Origin of the sequence: Nocardiopsis deserti, from assembly GCF_008638355.1 — a bacterium.
Taxonomy (GTDB): Bacteria; Actinomycetota; Actinomycetes; order Streptosporangiales; family Streptosporangiaceae; genus Nocardiopsis; species Nocardiopsis alborubida.
The window spans coordinates 345,604-363,800 of sequence record NZ_VWVS01000001.1 but is presented as its reverse complement, the minus strand read 5'-3'; the positions used below and the strand labels follow the sequence as shown (position 1 = coordinate 363,800).

14 protein-coding genes are annotated in these 18,197 nt (G+C 74.8%); 3 read left to right on the top strand and 11 right to left on the bottom strand.

Features of this window, described 5'->3' with window-relative positions; all coding sequences use genetic code 11:
- The first annotated feature begins 207 nt into the window (after positions 1-207).
- Both FYW99_RS11340 and FYW99_RS11335 read left to right on the top strand, forming a co-directional pair.
- Positions 208-468: a mycoredoxin gene (locus tag FYW99_RS11340; RefSeq protein WP_017564218.1), complete on the top strand. Its 261-nt coding sequence runs from the start codon at positions 208-210 to the stop codon at positions 466-468.
- A gap of 146 nt (positions 469-614) precedes the next feature.
- Entirely contained in the window at positions 615-1,070 is a 456-nt protein-coding gene (locus FYW99_RS11335; RefSeq protein WP_190394627.1) for an ANTAR domain-containing protein, read from the top strand.
- A gap of 214 nt (positions 1,071-1,284) precedes the next feature.
- On the opposite strand, the gene nudC is transcribed toward FYW99_RS11335, so the two are convergent.
- Together nudC and FYW99_RS11325 are read right to left on the bottom strand one after the other, a co-directional pair.
- Entirely contained in the window at positions 1,285-2,235 is a 951-nt protein-coding gene (gene nudC / locus FYW99_RS11330; RefSeq protein WP_150251969.1) for an NAD(+) diphosphatase, read from the bottom strand.
- 114 nt (positions 2,236-2,349) lie between these two features.
- Positions 2,350-3,726 carry a dipeptidase gene (locus FYW99_RS11325; RefSeq protein ID WP_150251968.1) on the bottom strand — a complete coding sequence of 459 codons (1,377 nt, stop codon included), beginning with the start codon at positions 3,724-3,726 and terminating at the stop codon, positions 2,350-2,352.
- Positions 3,727-3,962: 236 nt separating this feature from the next.
- On the opposite strand from FYW99_RS11325, the gene FYW99_RS11320 reads away from it, so the two are divergent.
- Entirely contained in the window at positions 3,963-4,517 is a 555-nt protein-coding gene (locus FYW99_RS11320) for an EF-hand domain-containing protein (RefSeq protein WP_150251967.1), read from the top strand.
- A 188-nt stretch (positions 4,518-4,705) separates the two neighbouring features.
- Here FYW99_RS11320 and FYW99_RS11315 read toward each other — a convergent pair whose 3' ends face one another.
- The 9 genes from FYW99_RS11315 to FYW99_RS11275 form a co-directional block, all read right to left on the bottom strand.
- Positions 4,706-5,758, bottom strand: coding sequence for a 2-aminoethylphosphonate ABC transporter substrate-binding protein (locus FYW99_RS11315; RefSeq protein ID WP_150251966.1), 1,053 nt, complete (start codon positions 5,756-5,758; stop codon positions 4,706-4,708).
- Between the two features lie 24 nt (positions 5,759-5,782).
- On the bottom strand, positions 5,783-6,580 hold the full coding sequence (locus FYW99_RS11310) for an ABC transporter permease (protein WP_150251965.1): 798 nt from the start codon (positions 6,578-6,580) through the stop codon (positions 5,783-5,785).
- On the bottom strand, positions 6,567-7,496 hold the full coding sequence (locus tag FYW99_RS11305) for a 2-aminoethylphosphonate ABC transporter permease subunit (protein WP_150251964.1): 930 nt from the start codon (positions 7,494-7,496) through the stop codon (positions 6,567-6,569). The genes FYW99_RS11310 and FYW99_RS11305 overlap by 14 nt, the downstream gene beginning before the upstream one ends.
- Complete coding sequence (locus FYW99_RS11300) at positions 7,493-8,545, bottom strand: ABC transporter ATP-binding protein (RefSeq protein ID WP_150251963.1); 1,053 nt, start codon at positions 8,543-8,545, stop codon at positions 7,493-7,495. Before FYW99_RS11300 ends, FYW99_RS11305 begins: the two co-directional genes overlap by 4 nt.
- A gap of 4 nt (positions 8,546-8,549) precedes the next feature.
- Positions 8,550-9,233 (bottom strand): phosphonatase-like hydrolase, encoded by a 684-nt coding sequence (locus FYW99_RS11295; RefSeq protein WP_150251962.1) that lies wholly within the window; start codon positions 9,231-9,233, stop codon positions 8,550-8,552.
- A 2-nt stretch (positions 9,234-9,235) separates the two neighbouring features.
- Entirely contained in the window at positions 9,236-10,351 is a 1,116-nt protein-coding gene (locus tag FYW99_RS11290; protein WP_150252256.1) for a TIGR03364 family FAD-dependent oxidoreductase, read from the bottom strand.
- A 299-nt stretch (positions 10,352-10,650) separates the two neighbouring features.
- The gene (locus FYW99_RS11285) at positions 10,651-11,433 is read right to left on the bottom strand and encodes a GntR family transcriptional regulator (protein ID WP_150251961.1); all 783 of its coding nucleotides are present in this window, start codon (positions 11,431-11,433) and stop codon (positions 10,651-10,653) included.
- Positions 11,434-11,483: 50 nt separating this feature from the next.
- Positions 11,484-14,933, bottom strand: coding sequence for an ATP-dependent helicase (locus FYW99_RS11280; protein WP_150251960.1), 3,450 nt, complete (start codon positions 14,931-14,933; stop codon positions 11,484-11,486).
- A complete protein-coding gene (locus FYW99_RS11275; RefSeq protein ID WP_190394635.1) occupies positions 14,926-18,186 on the bottom strand; it encodes an ATP-dependent helicase in 3,261 nt (1,086 codons plus the stop codon). Before FYW99_RS11275 ends, FYW99_RS11280 begins: the two co-directional genes overlap by 8 nt.
- Positions 18,187-18,197 lie beyond the last annotated feature (11 nt).

The window sequence follows — 18,197 nt, the reverse complement described above, 5'->3', positions numbered from 1 at the left end:
GTCTCTCAAGTATCGGTCGTGGCGGGGAGCGGATCGGCCCCCGCCCGCCGCCGGGCCGCGTGAGGCACATCAGACATTCCAGAACCAGTTGGTCCTGTGAGGCGTCCCACGTTGTGTCGCGCGGTCCCGGGAAGCGGTCCGGCCCCCTCGGTGTTGAGATGACCGGACCGACCCATCGACCGTAGACGAAAGAAGGACGTGAGCGACATGACGAGCGCGGCGACCGAACAGTTCACGATGTACACCACCCCGTGGTGCGGGTACTGCAAGCGGCTCAAGAGCCAGCTCGCCCGCGAGGGGATCACCGGTCGTGAGGTGAACATCGAGGAGCACCCGGAGGCCGCGGAACTGGTCATGAAGGCCAACGGCGGCAACCAGACGGTTCCGACGCTGGTCTTCAGTGACGGCGCGGCGATGACCAACCCGTCGCTCGCTCAGGTGAAGCAGAAGCTGGCCGAGCTGTCGTAGGACGGTACGCGGTACGCGGGCCGCGCCCTGGGGCGCGGCCCGGGGCGCGCACCGCGGGGCCCGCCTTCGGCGGTGCACCTCCGACGGCGCTCGGGTCACGAAGGGCTCGGACGATGACGACGGGGAGTGTGGAGTTGGGGGAGGACATGAGGCCTCATGACATTGCGGTCGCCGACACGGTGGACACCGGTGTGGTCCGCCGCACCCCGGCCGGGTGGCGGGTGGGCGGCGGCGAGGAGGTGCCCGACCTGGTGAGCGCGATGGTCCTGGCGGACCTGCTCACCGGCGAGTCGGGGAACCGGACCCCGCGTTCCCAGGCGCCCGGCCGGGCCCCGGAGGGCGCTTCGGAGGTGGAGCGGCTGCGGCACACCATCGCGCAGCTGGAGCACGCGCTGCACTCGCGCGTGGTGGTCGAGCAGGCGATCGGGGTCCTGGCGGAGCGGCACACGATGGCGCCCCGCGAGGCCTTCGAGCGGCTGCGCTCCTCGGCGCGCTCGCGCGGCCGCAAGGTGGCCGAACTGGCGCGGGACGTGGTGGAGAGCAGCACGAGTCCTCTCACCGTGCTGCCCGACGAACTGGGCGCCTCCCCCGGTTCGCGTTAGCGGACTGGCCAGAAACGTTACTGGTGTGGCACGAGAGGTTCCGACCTGCGGTGATCTTGTACTTATAGCGAGGTTGGGCCGTCGAGACGCGCTATGAGTACAAGATCACGGCGGGGCCCCGGCCCCGCCCCGGGCGCTCCCCCGCGCCCCGGAAGCGTCCTCGCCGGCAGCGGCTCCCGGCCGCCGCGGGGCCGCTCGCGGGAGCTGGTCCGGGTCACCAGCCGCCGGGGAGCTCGGCGCCGTACCAGTGCTCGATGAGGGTGCGGGCGATCGAGACCCGCCCGGGCAGCAGGATCTTCTCCGAGTGCACGGCCTCGGCCAGTTCGGCGCGGGTGAACCACCGGGTGACGCCGATCTCGTCGTCGGTGCGCTCGGTCTCGCCCACGGCCCGCGCGGTGTAGCCCACCATCAGGCTGCGCGGGAAGGGCCAGGGCTGCGAGGACAGGTAGCGCGGGCGCTCGACCACGATCCCCGCCTCCTCGGCGACCTCGCGGACCACGGCCTGCTCCAGCGACTCCCCCGCGTCGACGAACCCGGCCAGCACCGAGAAGCGGCGGGCGTCCCAGTTGGGGTTGTTGCCGAGCAGCATCTCCTCGCGGCCGTCGCGCTCGCGGTGCACCAGCATGATCACCGCCGGGTCCATCCGGGGGTACTGCTCGGTGCCCTCCTCGTCGCACACGCGCACGTGCCCGGCCGCGGCCGGGGTGGTGCGGGAGCCGCAGCGGGGGCAGAACCCGTGGGTGGCGTTCCAGTTCGCGAGGGCGACGGCGCGGGTCATCAGCCCGGTGTCGCGGTCGCCCAGGAACGAGCCGATCTCGCGCAGGGAGGCCGGGACGGCCTGTTCGGTGGCGGCGAGCTCCCGGCCGGAGCGGACCGCGAAGTAGGCGTCCCGCCCGTCGGTGCCGAGCAGGTAGCGCTCGCCCTCGGGCGCCTCGGCCGGGGGGACCATGACGAGTTCGGGGCTGTCCCCGGTGGTGATCAGGGCCCGGGACTGCTTGGCCATGACGGCCCGCCAGCCGTGGCTGACGGGGTCCCCGCCCTCCAGCACCAGCACCCGGGTGCCCGGGGCGGCCCACGCCTCGGCCAGCCACTCCCCGTCCAGGCGCCGGTGCGCGGCGGGGTCGACGGAGAAGCGGGAGAGGGAGGGAGTCGCGTCGGCGTCCATGGGTCCTTCCGGTTCGGCGGGCCCGCCTGGCGGGGCCCGTGTCTACAGCGTGCATAACACCCGTCGGGGCCGCGCGCATCCTTGCGCGGCCCCCGTGCGCGGCGCGGTCACGGCTCAGCCGACGCCGCCGAGTTCCTCCCACAGGTACGCGGCGCTCTCGGCGCCCTTGAGCAGCAGGGGGACCTCCACCTTCTCGTTGGGGGCGTGGATGCGGTCCTCGTCCAGGCCGACGGCGAGGAAGACCAGCGGTGCCCCGAGGACGTCGGCGATGTCGGCCTCGGGGCCGCTGCCGCCCTCGCGGGTGAACAGGACCTGCGTGCCGAAGGCGCGCTCCATGGCCGAGCGGGCCGCCTTCAGCGCGGTGGAGGACAGGTCGGAGGCGCAGGCGCGCACGCCCGGTCCGCCGAACTCGGTCTCGGCACGCAGGCCCTCGGGAGTGGCCGCCTCGACGTAGGCGCGGACACGGTCCTGCACGTGCAGCGGGTCCTGGCCGGGAACCAGCCGGAAGCTGACCTTGGCGTGCGCGGAGCGCGGGACGACGGTCTTGCCGCCCGAGCCGGTGTGGCCGCCCCACATGCCGTTGATCTCGGCGGTCGGGCGCAACCAGATCCGCTCCAGCGTGCTGTAGCCCCGCTCGCCCCAGGTGGCGGTGGAGGCGGCGGTGGCCAGCCACTCGCGCTCGTCGAAGGGCAGCCGGGCGATGAGGTCGCGCTCCTCCTGGCTGGCCTCGACCACCCCGTCGTGGAACCCGGGGACGGCGACCCGGCCGTCCTCGTCGTGCAGGCCGGACAGCAGGTCGCTCATGGCCTTGAGCGGGTTGGGGACGGCACCGCCGAAGGAGCCGCTGTGCAGGTCGCGTCCGGGGCCGTACAGGCTGATCTCGACGTCGGTGACGCCGCGCATGCCCACGCACATGGACGGGGTGTCGGCCGCCCACATGGTGGTGTCGGAGATGACGGCGACGTCGCAGGCCAGGCGGTCGCGGTTGGCGCGCATCAGGTCGGCGAAGTGGACCGAGCCCGACTCCTCCTCTCCCTCCACGAGCAGCTTGAGCGTGACGGGCGGGGCGTCCGCGCCGGAGACGGCCAGGGCGGCGCTCACGCCGAGGGCGTGGAAGAGCACCTGTCCCTTGTCGTCGGAGGCCCCGCGCGCGAACAGGGAGGTGCCGCGCTCGGTGGGCGTGAACGGGTCGGTCTCCCACTCCTGGACCGGGTCGACGGGCTGGACGTCGTGGTGTCCGTAGACGAGCACGGTGGGGGCGTCGGGGTCGGCGGCGGGCCACTCGGCGAACACGGCGGGCAGGCCGGGGGTCTGCCACACCTCGACGGTGGGGAAGCCGGTCGCGGTGAGGTGGTCGGCGAGCCACCGGGCGGAGCGGACCACGTCGGGGTGGTGCGCGGGGTCGGCGGAGATGGAGGGGATCGCCAGCCACTCCTTGAGGGAGGAGACGAACTCGTCCCGGTGTGCCTCGATGTGGGCGCGTACGTCCATGGGGCCCGTCCTTGCTCGACGTCGTTGTCGGGAACGAGCCTAGGACCTGCGCGAACCGCCCCGGCACGCGGGCCGGGGACCTCCCCGCCCGCTCGGTGCGCGGCCTCGGGCCGGGCCGGGCGCGCGGGGGCGCCGACCGCCCGGGCGCGCGGCGCCGCGGGGGGTCGGGGAACCCCTCCGGTCGCGGGACACTCGAAGGTGCAGGGGCGGGACGCGCCCGCCCGCCGACGAGAGGAATGCACGTGGACACCGTTCCCGCCACCGCGGTCGCCGAGAGGTTCGGCCGCCTCTTCGACACGCTGGACACCGACCGCGACGGGGCCATCACCTGGGACGACTACCAGCGCCTGGTCGACCGCTACACGAACGGGTACGCGCTGGACCTGAGCGACCGCCGGGCCCAGGCCGTCCACGCCTCCTACCAGATGCTCTGGCTGGAGCTGCTCCGCCACGGGTCGCCCGTCGAGGCGCGCCTGGACCGGGAGGCGTTCGTCGCGGCGATGCACGCGGCCTCCGAGGACAGGAGCCGGTTCAACATGACCGAGGGCGTGGCCGAGGCGGTCTTCGACCTCCTCGACACCGACGACGGCGGGTCGATCAGCGAGGCGGAGTACGTCAGGTACGCCGAGGTCCTGGGGGCCTCCTCCTCCGACGCCCTGGACCGGTTCAAGGCCCTGGACACCGACGGCGACGGGTTCATCGGCCGCGCGGAGTTCGTCCTGTCGGCCCGGGAGTACCTCTTCGGCGAGGACTCCGCCTCCCCGGGCGGGTTCGTCTTCGGCGTGATCTGAGCGCGGGCCCGGACGGACGCGTCGGCGCGGGTGGGGCGCCGAGAGGGGTTCTCGGCGCCCCGCCTCCGCCCGGAGCGCCGGACACCCCGCCGGGCTCGTGTGCGTTCCCTCCGGCACGCGGGACCGGCGGCCGCGTACGGGTCGGTGGTGGCCCCGGGCGGGCACCCGGGGCCCGCGACGGGCCCGGGTCAGCTGCCGGTGGCCTCGCGCCAGGCGTCGAGGTACTCGGGCAGGTTGGCGTCGATGTCGTCCCAGTCGGGCTCGAAGACCTCCACGCCCTCCATGAGCGCCTCCAGCTCCTCGGCGCCCCCGCCCTCCACCGGGACGTCGGTGCGGGCGGGGAAGCCCCCGGCGACGGGGACGACCTGCTCCTGGGCGGCCTCGGAGAGCAGGAAGTCGAGGAGGGCACGGCCGTTGTCGGCCTGGGGCGCGCCCTCGACGAGCCCGGCGGTGTAGGGCAGGGCGAAGGTGGTCGGTCGGCCTCCCTCCGTGGCGGGGAACCAGATGCCGAGGTTGGGCATGGTGCGGGCCTGGGCGAAGTTCATCTGGACGTCGCCGTTGGCGACCAGCAGCTCGGCCTTGTCCACCTTGGGGCCGAGCGCGCCGGTGGAGGAGGACGGGCCGACGTTGTTGGCCTGGAGCCGCCCGAGGTAGTCCATGGCGGGTTCCAGGCCGCCGAAGTCGTGCATGGTCTGGATGAGCACGGCCGTGCCGTCGCCCGCCACGCCCGGCGTGGAGTACTGGAGGCGGCCCTCGAAGCGGGGGTCGAGCAGGTCCTCCCAGGTGGCGGGCGGCTCCTCCAGCTCCTCGGTGTTGTAGGTGAGGCAGAAGTAGTTGTCCACGATCGAGGTCCACCTGCCCTCGGGGTCCTTGGCCTCGACGTGCTCGGAGCCCTGCGGCTCGTACTGCTGGAGCAGGCCCATGCCGTCGGCCTGCTGGATGAAGGGCGGCAGGGTGATGATGACGTCGGCCTGAGGGTTGGCCTTCTCGCGTCCGGCGCGCTGGACGATCTCACCCGAGCCGCCCTCGACGTACTGGACGGTGACGCCGGTCTCGGCCTCGAAGTCGGCGAAGACCTGGTCGAGCCAGCCGGTGCCCTCCTCGTTGCGCAGGCCGTCGGCGGTGTAGACGGTGACGCTGTCGACGGGGTCGGAGGCGGCGCAGGAGGTCAGGGCACCGGCGAGGACGAGCGCCGTGGCGGCTGAGGTCATGCGGGCGGCGGTCATGCGGACGGCGGACATGGCGGGCCTTCCTGGGAGAAGAGGTCAGCGGTAGGCGGCGCGGGTGCGCACACGGGAGAGCAGCAGCAGGACGGCCAGGGTGGTGGCCATCAGGACGATGGCCGAGGCCGCCCCGGAGAAGAGGGCGCCCCGGTCGGTGGCGGCGTAGATCTGGACCGGCAACGGCATCCAGCTGGGCGGGTAGAGCATCATCGTGGCGCTCAGCTCGCCCATGGACAGGGCGAAGCAGAGCCCGGCGGCGGCACTGAGCGAGGGCAGCAGCAGGGGCAGCCGCACCTGGAACAGCACCCGCGCCGGACGGGCGCCGAGGGACGCGGCCACCTGCGCGTAGGCCGGGTCGAGCCGGTCCAGGGCGGCGGAGACCGACTGGTGGGCGAAGGCCGTCACCAGCACGGTGTGCGCGATGAGCACGAGGGCCTGGGTGCCGTTGAGCAGCAGGGGCGGGCGGCTGAAGGCCACCAGCAGGGACAGTCCGACCACCACCGTGGGGACCGCGACGGGCAGCATGAAGAGGGCGTCGAGGACGGCCCTGCCGCGTCGGCCCAGCGCGTGCGCGGTCAGCGCGGACCAGGTCCCGGCGACCAGGGCCAGGACGCTGGCGGTGGCGGCGGTGACCACGCTGACGCGCAGCGCCTCCAGGGTGGTGCCCCGGGACAGCCCGGCGAAGTTGTCCAGGGTGGGCCCCGAGGGCAGGACACCGCTCCAGTTGGTGGACACCGACGCGGTGACGATGACGCCGAGCGGGAGCAGGAACAGCGGCAGGACGAGCGCGGCGAACAGCGCCCACACGACCCAGCGGGCGGGTCGGCTATGCACGAGCACGGCGGCCTCCGGAGGGTGCGCGCAGCCGGGCGGTGGCCGCGCGGTAGACGAGGTAGAGGGAGACCGACAGGGCCGCGTTGACCGTGGCCACGACGCAGGCGGTGGTGTAGTCGGCCTCCAGGATCGCCGCGCTGTAGACGAGCATCGGCAGGGTCACCACGTCCTTGGCCCCGGTGAACAGGACGATCGCGAACTCGTTGAGGCACAGCACCAGCACGAGCGCGCCTCCGGCTGCGAGCGCGGGCAGGGCCTCCGGCAGGATGACGGCCCGCACGATCCTGAGGGGGCGGGCCCCCAGGGAGGAGGCGACCTCGATCTGCGCGGTGTCGAGCTGGGCGAACGCGGCGAGCAGCGGCCGCATGACGAACGGCGTGAAGTAGGTGATCTCGGCGAGGACCACGCCCCAGGGCGTGGCGAGGAAGCTGATCGGACCGGTCTCGGCGCCGGTGGCCTCCGTCCACACGCCGTTGGCCACGCCCACGGTGCCGTAGAGGAACAGCAGCGCGAGGGTGATGAGGAAGGACGGGAAGGACAGGTAGGTGTCGATGAACCGGGCGGCGGCCCCGCTGCCGGGGAAGGGCACGAACGCCACGACCAGGGCGAGGAGGAAGCCCAGGACCAGGCAGCCCAGCGTGGCGGTGACCGCGATGAGCACGGTGGTGACCAGCGCCGACCGGAAGGACTCCGAGGACAGGACGTCGGCGTGGTGGGCGGCGGTGAGTCCGCCTCCGGACGCGGTGACCGACTCCAGCGCGACGAGGGCGAGCGGGTACAGGAACACCAGGGCGAGCAGCACGACGGGCGGCACGGCCCACACCCACACGGGGAGGGTGCGGGGCGCCCGGGCCGGTGCGGCCCCGCCCTCGGAGGGCGCGGACGCGGTGCCCGCCGGGGTCGGTGCGGTCCGGACGCTCACGAGGCCTCCTCCGGCAGCAGGACGGCGTCCCGGCGGGCGAAGCCGAGCGTCACCGCCGCACCGGTCTCGGGCGGGGTCCGCATCTCCCGGAGTTCGGCGGTGACGGGGACGCCGTCGACCAGGGCGGTGACCCGGTGGGTGGAGCCGCGCCACTGGACGTCGGTGACCCGCCCCTCCAGGGTGTGCTCGCCCCCGCCGAGGGTGAGCCTGTGCGGGCGCAGGCACACCCGCAGCCCGTCGCCGTCGCCGGTGCCGGGCGGCAGGTCGCCGGGGTCGGCCTCCAGGGCGGTGCCGCAGCAGTGCACCCGCCCGTCGGCCAGGCGCGCGGGCAGCAGGTTGGCGCCGCCGACGAAGCGGGCGGTGAACGGCGTCCGGGGGCGCTGGTAGAGGCGCTGGGGCGTGTCGCAGTCGCGCAGCCGGGCCCGGTCCAGGACCGCCACCCGGTCGGCCAGGGTGAGCGCCTCGCTCTGGTCGTGGGTGACGTAGAGGATCGTGACGTCGGGCAGGTCGCGGTGCAGGCGGGCCAGCTCGGCGAGCATGTCCGAGCGCAGCTGGGCGTCGAGCGCGGACAACGGCTCGTCCAGCAGCAGCACGCCGGGGCGGATGGCCAGGGCGCGGGCGATGGCCACCCGCTGCTGCTGCCCGCCGGACAGCTCGCGCGGGTGGCGGCGCGCGTAGTCCCCCATCCCGGTCATCTCCAGCGCCTCGGCGACCCGCCCGGCGATCTCGCGGCGCGGCACGCCCTGCGCCCTCAGCCCGAAGGCGACGTTCTGGTCCACCCGCATGTGGGGGAAGAGGGCGTAGCTCTGCACGACCATGCCCACGCCCCGCAGGTGCGGTGGCAGGCCGGTGACGTCGCGCCCGCCGAGCAGGACGCGTCCGGACGCGGGGCGGACGAACCCGGCGACGGCGCGCAGCGCGGTGGTCTTGCCCGAGCCGGAGGGGCCCAGCAGCGCCATGAACTCGCCGGATCCGACGGTGAGGTCGAGGTCGTCCAGGACCACGGTCTCCCCGTAGGCGACGCTGACGCGGTCGAAGCGGATACCCACGGGTTCAGCCCTCCCGCGCGGCGAGCAGCCCGGGCAGGTCGGCCACGCCGTCCAGGACGTGGGTGGCCCCGGCCGCGCGCAGGGCGGCGTCGTCGTGGGCGCCGGTGCGGACCCCCGCGGCGACCGAGGCCCCCGCGCTCAGTCCGCTGCGGACGTCGGAGGCGGTGTCGCCGACGACGGCGACGGCGGCCACGGAGGAGACCCGCGCGCGCAGGGCTGCGGTGAGCACCATGTCGGGGTGGGGCCGACCGCGTCCGCCCGCGTCGGCGGGGCACAGGACGAGGTCGGCGGCGTCCCGCCAGCCCAGGGCGCGCAGGACGCGTTCCTGGGTGTCGCGGGAGAAGCCGGTGGCCAGGGCGGTCGTGCGGCCCTGGGCGCGCAGCTCGCGCAGGGCCTCCTCGGCTCCGGGCAGGGACGCGCAGCGGCCCTCGTCCACCAGGCGGGCGTAGGCCTGCTCGAAGGCGCGGTTGGCCTCCTGGGCGCGGTCCTCGTCGCCGCACAGGTGGCGGAAGACGGTGATCTTGGACTCGCCCATGGTGGCGCGCACGTACGCGGCGGCCTCGGTGGTGTGGTCGGGCAGGGCCGCCTCGAAGGCCGCCTCGACGAGGCCGTCGTCGGCGACGGTGGTGCCCGCCATGTCCAGGACGACGAGTTCGACGGGCGGGGCGGGGACGGTGGTGGAGTGCATGGTTACCAGCCCAGTTCGTTGGCGGTGGTCTCGGCGATGGCCGGGGAGCAGGTCATCCCGCGCCCGCCCGGTCCGGTGACCAGCCAGGCGTCGGGGCCCACGGGGGCGCGGTGGACGACCCGGGAGGGGTCGGCGCACTGGGCGTAGACGCCCGCCCAGCGCTGGCGGATCGGGGGCAGCGGTCGGCCCAGGAGGCGGCTGGCGACCCCGGCGAGGTGCTCGTAGGGGTCCTCGGCGGTGTCGAAGGAGAAGGGCGCGTCGTACTCGTGGGTGTCGCCGATGGTCAGGGAGCCGTCGGCGCGCTGGACCATGAGCAGCTGCATGCGGTGGTCGCGCGCGGTGGGCGGCTGGGGCTGGGCCTCGTTGAGGGCGTCCAGTTCGGGGCCCCGGTAGGCCGGGTAGTAGCGGAAGCTGTCGCCGTCGGCGACGGAGGTGGTGAGGGTCTCCCCCAGGGGCTCGGTCTGGGCCATCTGGAGGCGGACGCGGCGCACGGGCAGGTCGGGGGCGAGTTCGCGGACCAGGCCGCCGAGCCAGGCGCCGGTGCACAGGACGACGGCGTCGCCGCGGTGGACCTGTCCGTGGTCGTCGCGGACGGCGCCCGGTCCGGCCAGGTCGCGGACCTCGCGCCCGGTCAGGAGGGTGTAGCGGCCGCTGCGGCCGAGTTCGGTCTGGAGGGCGGCCTGGGCGGTGCGGGGTTCGACCTGGGCGTCGCTGCGGCACCACAGGGCGCCGAGGTGGTCGCCGCGCAGGGCCGGGTTGACCTCGCGGGTCCGCTCGGGGCCGAGGAGCTCGTAGCCGCGCTCGGCCGCGTCGGGTGCCGAGGCCGCCGCCTCGGCCACGGCCAGCTCGTGGTCGGTGGTGGCGACGGTCAGGGAGCCGGACGGGCGGAAGCCCAGGGCGGGGACGCGTTCGGCGATCTCCTGCCACAGGACGCGGGCCCGGCGGGCGGCCTCCAGTTCGGGGCCGGGCGCGCGTCCGCCGACCCAGACGAGGCCGAAGTTGCGGACGGAGGCGCCGCGGGCGGCCGCCTCGCGTTCGAGGTGGACGACCTCGTGGCCTCGGGAGACGGCGTGCCAGGCGTGCATGGTGCCGAGGACTCCGGCACCGACGATGATCACTCTCATGGTTCGAGGTTCGTCGGTGCGGGTGGAGGCGACCGAGCGCGGCGGGGACCCCCCGGTGAACCGGGGCCAAACTTTGGACCAGACCCGTTATCATTCTGATATAAAAAGTACCCGGCGAGCAGATCCCTCCTCGGCGGACGGCCCACGGCGCCCGACGTTCCCCGCACGTCCCGGAATCCGGGCTCGGAGCGTCCGCCCGTAGGTGCTGGCCTCGGGCCGACCGGAAACGTTGCTGGTGTGGCACAGGGGTTCTGAACTGCGGCCGACAGGGTCGCGGCCACCGGCGAAGACCCTCATCCCCGCCCGTCCCCGGCCAGGTGGACGCTGAAGCTGAACCGGTCGCCCCGGTAGAGCGAGCGCACCCGTTCGAAGGGACCGCCCTTCTCGTCCCGGGAGACCCGGTGGATGAGCAGCATCGGCAGCGCCGGAGGGGTGCCGATGAGCAGGGCCTCGCGCGGGGTGGCCAGCACGGTCTCCAGGCGCTCGTCGGCGTCGCCGAACGTGATGCCGACCCTGTCGGCGAGGTAGCCGTAGAAGGTGGAGTCCGGGTCGAAGTCGACGTCCAGGCGGGGCACGCGCGCCACCGCGATGTAGGTGGACTCCAGCCCCACCCGCTCGTCGTCGGCCAGCAGGACCCGCTCCAGGTGCCAGACCGGCTCGCCCGGGCTCAGGTGCAGCTCCTCGGCCAGCCGGGGCGGGCACGGCCAGCTGCGCAGGTCGATGAGGGAGCGGCCCGGCCGGAGCCCCTGGCGGCGCACGCCCTCGGTGTAGCTGGCCAGGGACAGGGGCTGCTCCAGCTTGGGACCGGCCACCACCGTGCCGCGCCCCCGGCGGCTGAGCCTGCCCTCCAGCAGGAGGTCGCGCAGCGCCTGGCGGACCGTCTCGCGGGCCGCGCCGAAGCGCTCGGCCAGCTCGCGCTCGGTGGGCAGCGGCTGGCCCACCGCCAGTCCGGACACCAGCTCGGTGAGCCGTATCCGGACCGCGTAGTACTTGGGGACGCGCCCGTGCTCGGGCACTCCCGCGCGCACGGGGGCGCCGCTGTCCTGGGGGATTCCTGGGATCGACACGCGGGTCATTGTCCACCACACCGGTGAACGGACGGCGACCCTCAGCGGTGGCGGACCTCTCACCCGGGTTCGGGGACGGCGTCGATGAGCGCGGCAAGCCCCTCGGCGTCGAGCAGGTCCGCGGGGCGCACGGTCAGCCCGGCCCGCACGTAGTGGAAGGCGGCGCTCACCTCCTCCAGGCCGACCCCCGCCAGGTCGGCCCAGGCCAGCCGGTAGGCGGCCAGCTGCACGCCCACGGCGCGGCGCTCGGCTCCGCTGCCGGGCGGACTCCCCGTCTTCCAGTCCACCACGTCGTAGCGGCCGGAGGCGGGGTCGTGGAAGACCGCGTCCATGCGCCCCCGGACGAGGCGGTCGCCGATGACCGTCTCGAAGGGCACCTCCACCTCGACCGGGACGCGCGGGCCCCACTCGCTCTCCTCGAAGCGGCGCTGGAGGTCGGCGAGGTCCTCGTCCTCCCCCGCCGTCTCGTCGGCCGCTCCGGGAAGTTCGTCCAACAGGGCGGCGCGCTGGCCGAAGCGCTGCTCCAGCCAGGCGTGGAACGCGGTGCCCCGACGCGTGTGCGGCGCGGGCGGCCGGGGCAGCGGCCTGCGGATCTGCCGGGCCAGGGCGGAGGGGTCGCGGGCCAGCCACACCATGGACGACACCGACAGGTGGGCGGGCAGCTCGACCTGAACCGTGCCGTCCCCCGACCTCTGCCCCTCGGTGCGGCGGTGGGCGAGCAGCAGCTCGGTGTCGCGCTCCCAGCCCCCGATGCGGCGGCGCAGCCCGGGCGGCGGCGCGGCCTCCTCCGCGGGGTCGGCCTCACCCGCGAGCAGGCGGGCGCGGGCGCGCTCGACCATGGCCGCGCCCTCGGCGATCTGGGCGCGGCGATCGCGCGGCCGGTCCGGGTCAGCGCCCTCCTCCGCCTGGGGGTCGGCGCCGTCGTCCTCCTCCGGCGGCCACAGGGCCGTGCCGTCGTCCTCCTCCTCGTACGGGTTGTCGTCGGGGTCGGGCCTGGGCTCCCAGTGCGCGACCTCCCCGGCACCGCCCTCGCAGGCCAGGCGGATCTCCTCCAGGAACGGGGAGGGCCCGCGCTCGCTCGCGGCGTCGGTCCCCCACCAGTGACCGGTGCACAGCAGGGCGAAGGAGGCGCGGGTGACGGCGACGTAGGCCAGCCGCCGCTCCTCCAGCAGGTGGCGCTCCCGCTCGGCCTCCTTGAACGCGTCGATGCCCTTCTTGTCCACCGCGAGGAGCTCGGGCAGGTTCTGTCGGTCGCCGCGCAGCCGGTAGGGCAGCAGGTGCTCGCCCTTGATCCACATGTCGCCCTCGGACAGGCTCGTGGGGAACAGCGGGGAGTACTTGCCGCCGCTGACACCGGGCACGACCACCACGGGCCACTGGAGTCCCTTGGAGGCGTGCACGGTCATGAGCTTGACGGTGTCGCTCCCGCCGACGCGCTCGCCGGGGGCCAGACCGCTCTCCCGTTCCGAGGCGGCCCTGAGGTAGCTGAGGAAGCTGCCGAGGGTGGGGTCCTCGCTGCTTCCGGCGAAGCGGACCGCGTGGTCGACGAAGGCGTCCAGGTCGGCGCGGGCGGACAGGGGGTCGCGGCCGCTGCGGGCGCCCACCTCGATGTCCAGGCCGAGCATCCGCTCGGTCTCGGTGACCAGGTCGGGCAGCGGCTGGCCCACGAGCTTGCGCAGGGAGCGCAGTTCCTCGGCGAGGCGGCCCAGGCGCTCGTAGGCGGCCGCGGAGTACCTCTCGGCGGGGCCGGGGTCGTCCACCGCGTCCACCAGGCTGCCGCTCTCGGCGGTCAGGTCCAGGACCGTGCGGCGCAGGATGTCGTCCTCGGCGCTCTCTCCGGGATCGGGCGTGGTGAGGTCGCGCCGGGTCTGGCGGGCCAGCTCGGCCGCGCGGGCCCCGAGCGCGGCCAGGTCGCGCGGGCCGATCCGCCAGCGCGGCCCGGTGAGGACGCGGGCGAGCTCGTTACCCGCGGAGGCGTCGTGGACCACGCGCAGGGTGGCGATGATGTCGCGGACCTCGGGCACCATCATGAGCCCGCCCAGGCCCACGACCTCCACCGGGATGTCCAGCGCCTCCAGGGCCTCCCTGATCGCCGGGAACTGCGAGCGCTTGCGGCACAGCACGGCGACGTCCCCGGGGCTGACGCCGCCGTCCGCGGCGCTGCCCGACTCCCCCGGCGGCCAGGACAGCCCGTCGGGGGCGGTCGCGGCGCTGCCCGCCCGACCGGGGGCGGCGCGCAGGTAGCCGCTGACCTGCTCGGCGATCCACTGCGCCTCCTCCCGCTGTCCGATGAACAGGCCGGTCCGGACGGCGCCGCGGCCGCGCCGGGCCGGGCCGGGGTACAGGACGGGCACCTCGGCGCTCTCGGCGCGCAGCGGCTCGGAGATGTGCTTGGCGACCTCCAGGACCCTCTCACCGTTGCGGAAGCTGGTGGCCAGACGGCGCACGGACGCGGCCCGGCCGGGGGCGGCCGGGAAGTCGTTGGGGAAGTTGGCGAGGTTGGCGGCGACGGCCCCGCGCCAGCCGTAGATGGACTGGCAGGGGTCACCGACGGCCGTCACCGCGTGGCCCTCGCCGAACAGCGCGCGCAGCAGGACGAGCTGGGCGTGGCTGGTGTCCTGGTACTCGTCCAGCAGCACCACGCGGAACCGGCCCCGCTCGATGAGGCCGACCTCCGGATGGTTCTGGGCGATGCGCGCGGCCAGGGACACCTGGTCGCCGAAGTCCATGGCCTCGCGCACGTGCTTGGCGTGCTCGTAGCCCTCCACGAGCGGCAGGAGCTGTTCGCGGCGCAGCTGGGCGTTGAGCAGGTTGCGGGTGGGCACCGCGGGTTTGCGCGGGAGGGCGTCGACGGCCGCGCGCAGCCACCGGCCGATGCCGCGCACCTGCTCGGTGGTGGTGAGGTGATCGGCGATCTGCCCGGACAGTTCCAGGACCCGGCGGGTGACGGTGTCGGCCCCGACCGTGATCAGGTCCATGGGGCCGTCGTACTCGCCGACGATCCGGGCGGCGATCTGCCAGGCCTGCCCCTCGCTGAGCAGCCGGGAGGTGGGCTCGACCGCCTCGCGCAGGGCGTGGTCGGAGACGATGCGCCCGGCGTAGGCGTTGTAGGTGGACACGGTGGGCTCGCCGTCGAGCAGCTCCTCGGGCAGCTGTTCGGTGGCGCGCAGCTGCTCCAGGCGTTTGCGCACGCGCTCGGCCAGCTCGGCGGTGGCCTTGCGGGTGAAGGTCAGGCCGAGGACCTGCTCGGGGCGCACGTGGCCGTTGGCGACCAGCCACACCACGCGCGAGGCCATGGTCTCGCTCTTTCCGGACCCGGCGCCCGCGATGACCACGCCGGGCTCCAGCGGGGCGGAGATGACCTCGGACTGCTCGGCGGTGGGCTCGGGCTGGCCGAGGAGGCGGGCCAGTTCCGGGGGCGAGAAGCGGGGACGGGAAGCGGGGGCGGAGCCGGGGTCTGGATGGGGCGGGGACGGGGACTGGCGGGGGTGGGGGTGGGTTTCAGACATGTCTGCCCTCGTCCTGAACCGGGCAGCAGGCGCGCACGGCGCACGACCTGCATCCCTTGTTGCGTGTCGCGGTGAAGCGGGACCCGCCCATGCCGGTGGCGACCTCGCGCACCAGCGTCCCGGCCCATCCGGGGTCGGGGTCCTCGCTCAGTGGTGGCTGGGGTTGCTCCCGGGCCTTCTGGATCTTCTCGCCGACCTGCACGAGCGTGGCACCGCCCGGCTCGGTGAGGCCGAGCTTGGCGAAGGCGCCCTTGAGCACCGCCATCTGGTAGACGCCGAGCTGGGGGTGGCGGGCCAGGTCGTCGGCCTTGTTCCTGCCGGTCTTGATGTCCACGACCACGGCGCGCCCCTGGTCGTCGCGTTCGAGGCGGTCCACGCGGCCGGTGATCTCGATGCCGCCCACGTCCACCCGGAAGCCCTCCTCGGTGACGACGAGTTCGCGGTCGTTGGCGGCCTCCCAGTCCACGAGCTTGCGGACCATCGTGTCGGCGCGGTCGCGCTGCGCCCTGGCCTGCCAGGGGCCGCCGAAGTCCAGGTCGGCCCAGATCTCGTCCATGCGCCCGCTGATCTCGTCGGGGGTGCTGCCCTGGGCGACCAGGACGGCGACCGCGTGCACGACGGTGCCCAGGGCCGAGGCGGAGTCGCCGGAGGAGGCTCCGGCGGCGCGTTCGAGGAGCCAGCGCAGCTGGCAGTTGGTGAAGCTCTCCACCTGGGAGGGCGAGACGCGGACGGTGTCCTCCTCCTCTGCCAGGGGGCGGTCGTCGGTGAAGGGTGTGAGCGCGTACCACTCCGCGGGGTCGGCGCCGCGCACGCCCTCCTCGGCCAGACGGGCCAGGTGGGTGGCGGCGGCCTCGCGCAGCGGTTCGGGCGCGGAGGGGTCGGTGACCACCGAGCGCAGGTCGGCGACGAGCGCGGGCAGGGACAGCCAGCGCAGGCCGGTACTGACGGGCTCGGGGTCGCCCAGGCCCATCTCGGTCAGGAAGCGCGAGGGCCGCTCGTCGGTGTCCTCCCCGCCCACCGCGGTCACCACGAGGGAGCGGCGGGCGCGGGTGAGGGCCACGTAGAACAGTCGGCGCTCCTCGTCCAGGAGTTTGGAGGCCAGGGCGGCGCCGGAGGAGTCGGCGGAGTGCACGTCGGTGTCGACGAGCTCCTCCACGCCGAGCAGGGAGCCGCGCAGGCGCAGGTCGGGCCAGTCGCCCTCCTGGGCTCCGGCGACCACGACCAGGCCCCACTCCAGGCCCTTGGAGCGGTGGGCGGTGAGGATGCGCACCGCCTCGCCCTCGGGCGCGCGCTCGGCGAGGCTGTCGCCGGGGATCTCCTGGGCGGCGAGGTCCTCCAGGAACCCCGCGGGGCTGCCGGGGGGCAGCCGGTCGCAGTAGCGGGCGGCGCTCTCGAACAGGGCGACCACGGCGTCCAGGTCGCGGTCGGCGGCGGCGCCGCGGCGGCCCCCGGCCAGGCTGGCGCGCAGCAGGCGGTCGGCCAGGCCGCTGTCGCGCCACAGCTCCCACAGGACCTGTTCGGCGTCGGCTCCCCTGGCGGCCAGTTCCCGGACGGTGCGCAGCGCCTGGGCGACGCGCGTGGCGGGCGCGGCGACCTCGGGGTCCACGAGGACGAGTTCGGCCGGGTCGCGCAGGGCGTCCACGAGCAGCTGCGAGGACGGCCGGTAGGCACCGGAGGGTGCCGTGGGGTCCTCCCCGGCGCCGGTCGCGCCGGGCCCCGTCGCGGGCGCGGTCCGCACACCGGCTCCCTCGTCCGCGTGCCCGGTCCCGTCGGTGCTCCCGTCCGCGCCTTCGGCCGCGCTCCCGTCCGCCCGTCCGTCGCGGGCGCGGTCCAGGTCCAGGCGGCGCAGCGCGCGCACGAGCCTGCGCAGCCGTACCGTGTCGGCCTCTCCGAAGGGGCTGGTGAGCAGTTCGCGCGCGGCGTCGTCGTCCAGCTCGCCCGGGGCCAGGCCGTAGCGGATCAGCGCGAGCATGGGGCGCACGATGGGCTCGGCGGCCACGGGCAGGTCGTCGGCGCCGACCGCGACCGGGACCGAGGCGGCGGTCAGGGCGCGGCGCAGCACCGGCAGCTGCCGGGTGGAGGAGCGCACCAGCACGGCCATGTCCGACCACGGGACGCCGTCCACCAGGTGGGCGCGGCGCAGGGTGTCGGCGACGACCGCGGCCTCCTGTGCGGCGCTGTCGGCCAGCAGCACGCGGACCTCGCCGTCGGGCACGCCCTCGGCGGGGGTCAGGTCGCGGTGCTCGTTGACGTGGCCGCGGGCGGAGGCGACCGCAGGCAGGCGCCGGGTGAGGCCGCGGGAGGCCGAGAGCAGGGCGCGGCCGCTGCGGCGGCAGGTGCGCAGCGCGACCACGGGCGCCTCGGTGCGCCGCACGGTCGGGAAGCGGCGCGGGAAGTCGAGGATGCCCCGCACCTCGGCGCCGCGGAAGGCGTAGATGGACTGGTCCGGGTCGCCGACCGCGACCAGGTCGCGGCCGTCTCCGGCCAGGGCGCGCAGGAGTTCCTCCTGGGCGGGGTCGGTGTCCTGGTACTCGTCGACGAACACCGCCTCGTGGGCGGCGCGCTCGCGCGCGCGGACCCCGGGGTCGGAGAGCAGGTTGGCGGCGACCCGCACGAGCTCGGCGTAGTTGAGCGTGGGCACGGGGGCGATGTCGAACCGGCCGGTGTAGCGGTCCAGGAACCCGGCCGCGGCCACCCAGTCGTCGCGGTCGCGCTCGTGGCCGAGCGCGGCCAGCTCCGCCGGGCCCATGCCGCGTTCCTGGGCGCGCATGAGGAAGTCGCGCAGCTCCTCGGCGAACCCGCGGGTCTCCAGGGCGGGGCGCAGGCGCTCGGGCCAGTCCCGCGCGCCGTCCAGGGCCTCGCCCCGCAGGAGTTCGCGGACCTCCATGAGCTGTTCGGGGCCCGAGAGCAGGCGCGGCGGCAGGTCGCCCATGCGCTGGAACTCGCGCCGGATCAGGGCGTAGGCGTAGCTGTGGAAGGTCAGGGCCAGCGGTTCGCGGGTGGTGCGGCGCAGCCGGGCGGTGATGCGCTCGCGCAGCTCCTGGGCGGCCTTGCGGCTGAAGGTGAGCACCAGCACGCGCGAGGGGTCCGCGCCCCGGTGGTCGATGCGGTCCACGACCGACTCGACGATCGTGGTGGTCTTGCCTGTCCCGGGCCCGGCGAGCACCAGCAGGGGCCCGCCCTCGTGCTCGACCACGCGCCGCTGGTTCTCGTCCAGCACCGGCGGCGGCTGCACCTGGTGGGCGCGCCGCACGAGACGGTACG

Bases quoted from the DNA above. Each gene is read 5' to 3' on its own strand.
- FYW99_RS11340 (WP_017564218.1), top strand. From the start codon at position 208: ATGACGAGCGCGGCGACCGAACAGTTCACGATGTACACCACCCCGTGG.
- FYW99_RS11295 (WP_150251962.1), bottom strand. From the start codon at position 9,233: ATGCACTCCACCACCGTCCCCGCCCCGCCCGTCGAACTCGTCGTCCTG.
- nudC (WP_150251969.1), bottom strand. From the start codon at position 2,235: ATGGACGCCGACGCGACTCCCTCCCTCTCCCGCTTCTCCGTCGACCCC.
- FYW99_RS11280 (WP_150251960.1), bottom strand. From the start codon at position 14,933: ATGTCTGAAACCCACCCCCACCCCCGCCAGTCCCCGTCCCCGCCCCAT.
- FYW99_RS11320 (WP_150251967.1), top strand. From the start codon at position 3,963: ATGCACGTGGACACCGTTCCCGCCACCGCGGTCGCCGAGAGGTTCGGC.
- FYW99_RS11325 (WP_150251968.1), bottom strand. From the start codon at position 3,726: ATGGACGTACGCGCCCACATCGAGGCACACCGGGACGAGTTCGTCTCC.
- FYW99_RS11335 (WP_190394627.1), top strand. From the start codon at position 615: ATGAGGCCTCATGACATTGCGGTCGCCGACACGGTGGACACCGGTGTG.
- FYW99_RS11285 (WP_150251961.1), bottom strand. From the start codon at position 11,433: ATGACCCGCGTGTCGATCCCAGGAATCCCCCAGGACAGCGGCGCCCCC.
- FYW99_RS11315 (WP_150251966.1), bottom strand. From the start codon at position 5,758: ATGTCCGCCGTCCGCATGACCGCCGCCCGCATGACCTCAGCCGCCACG.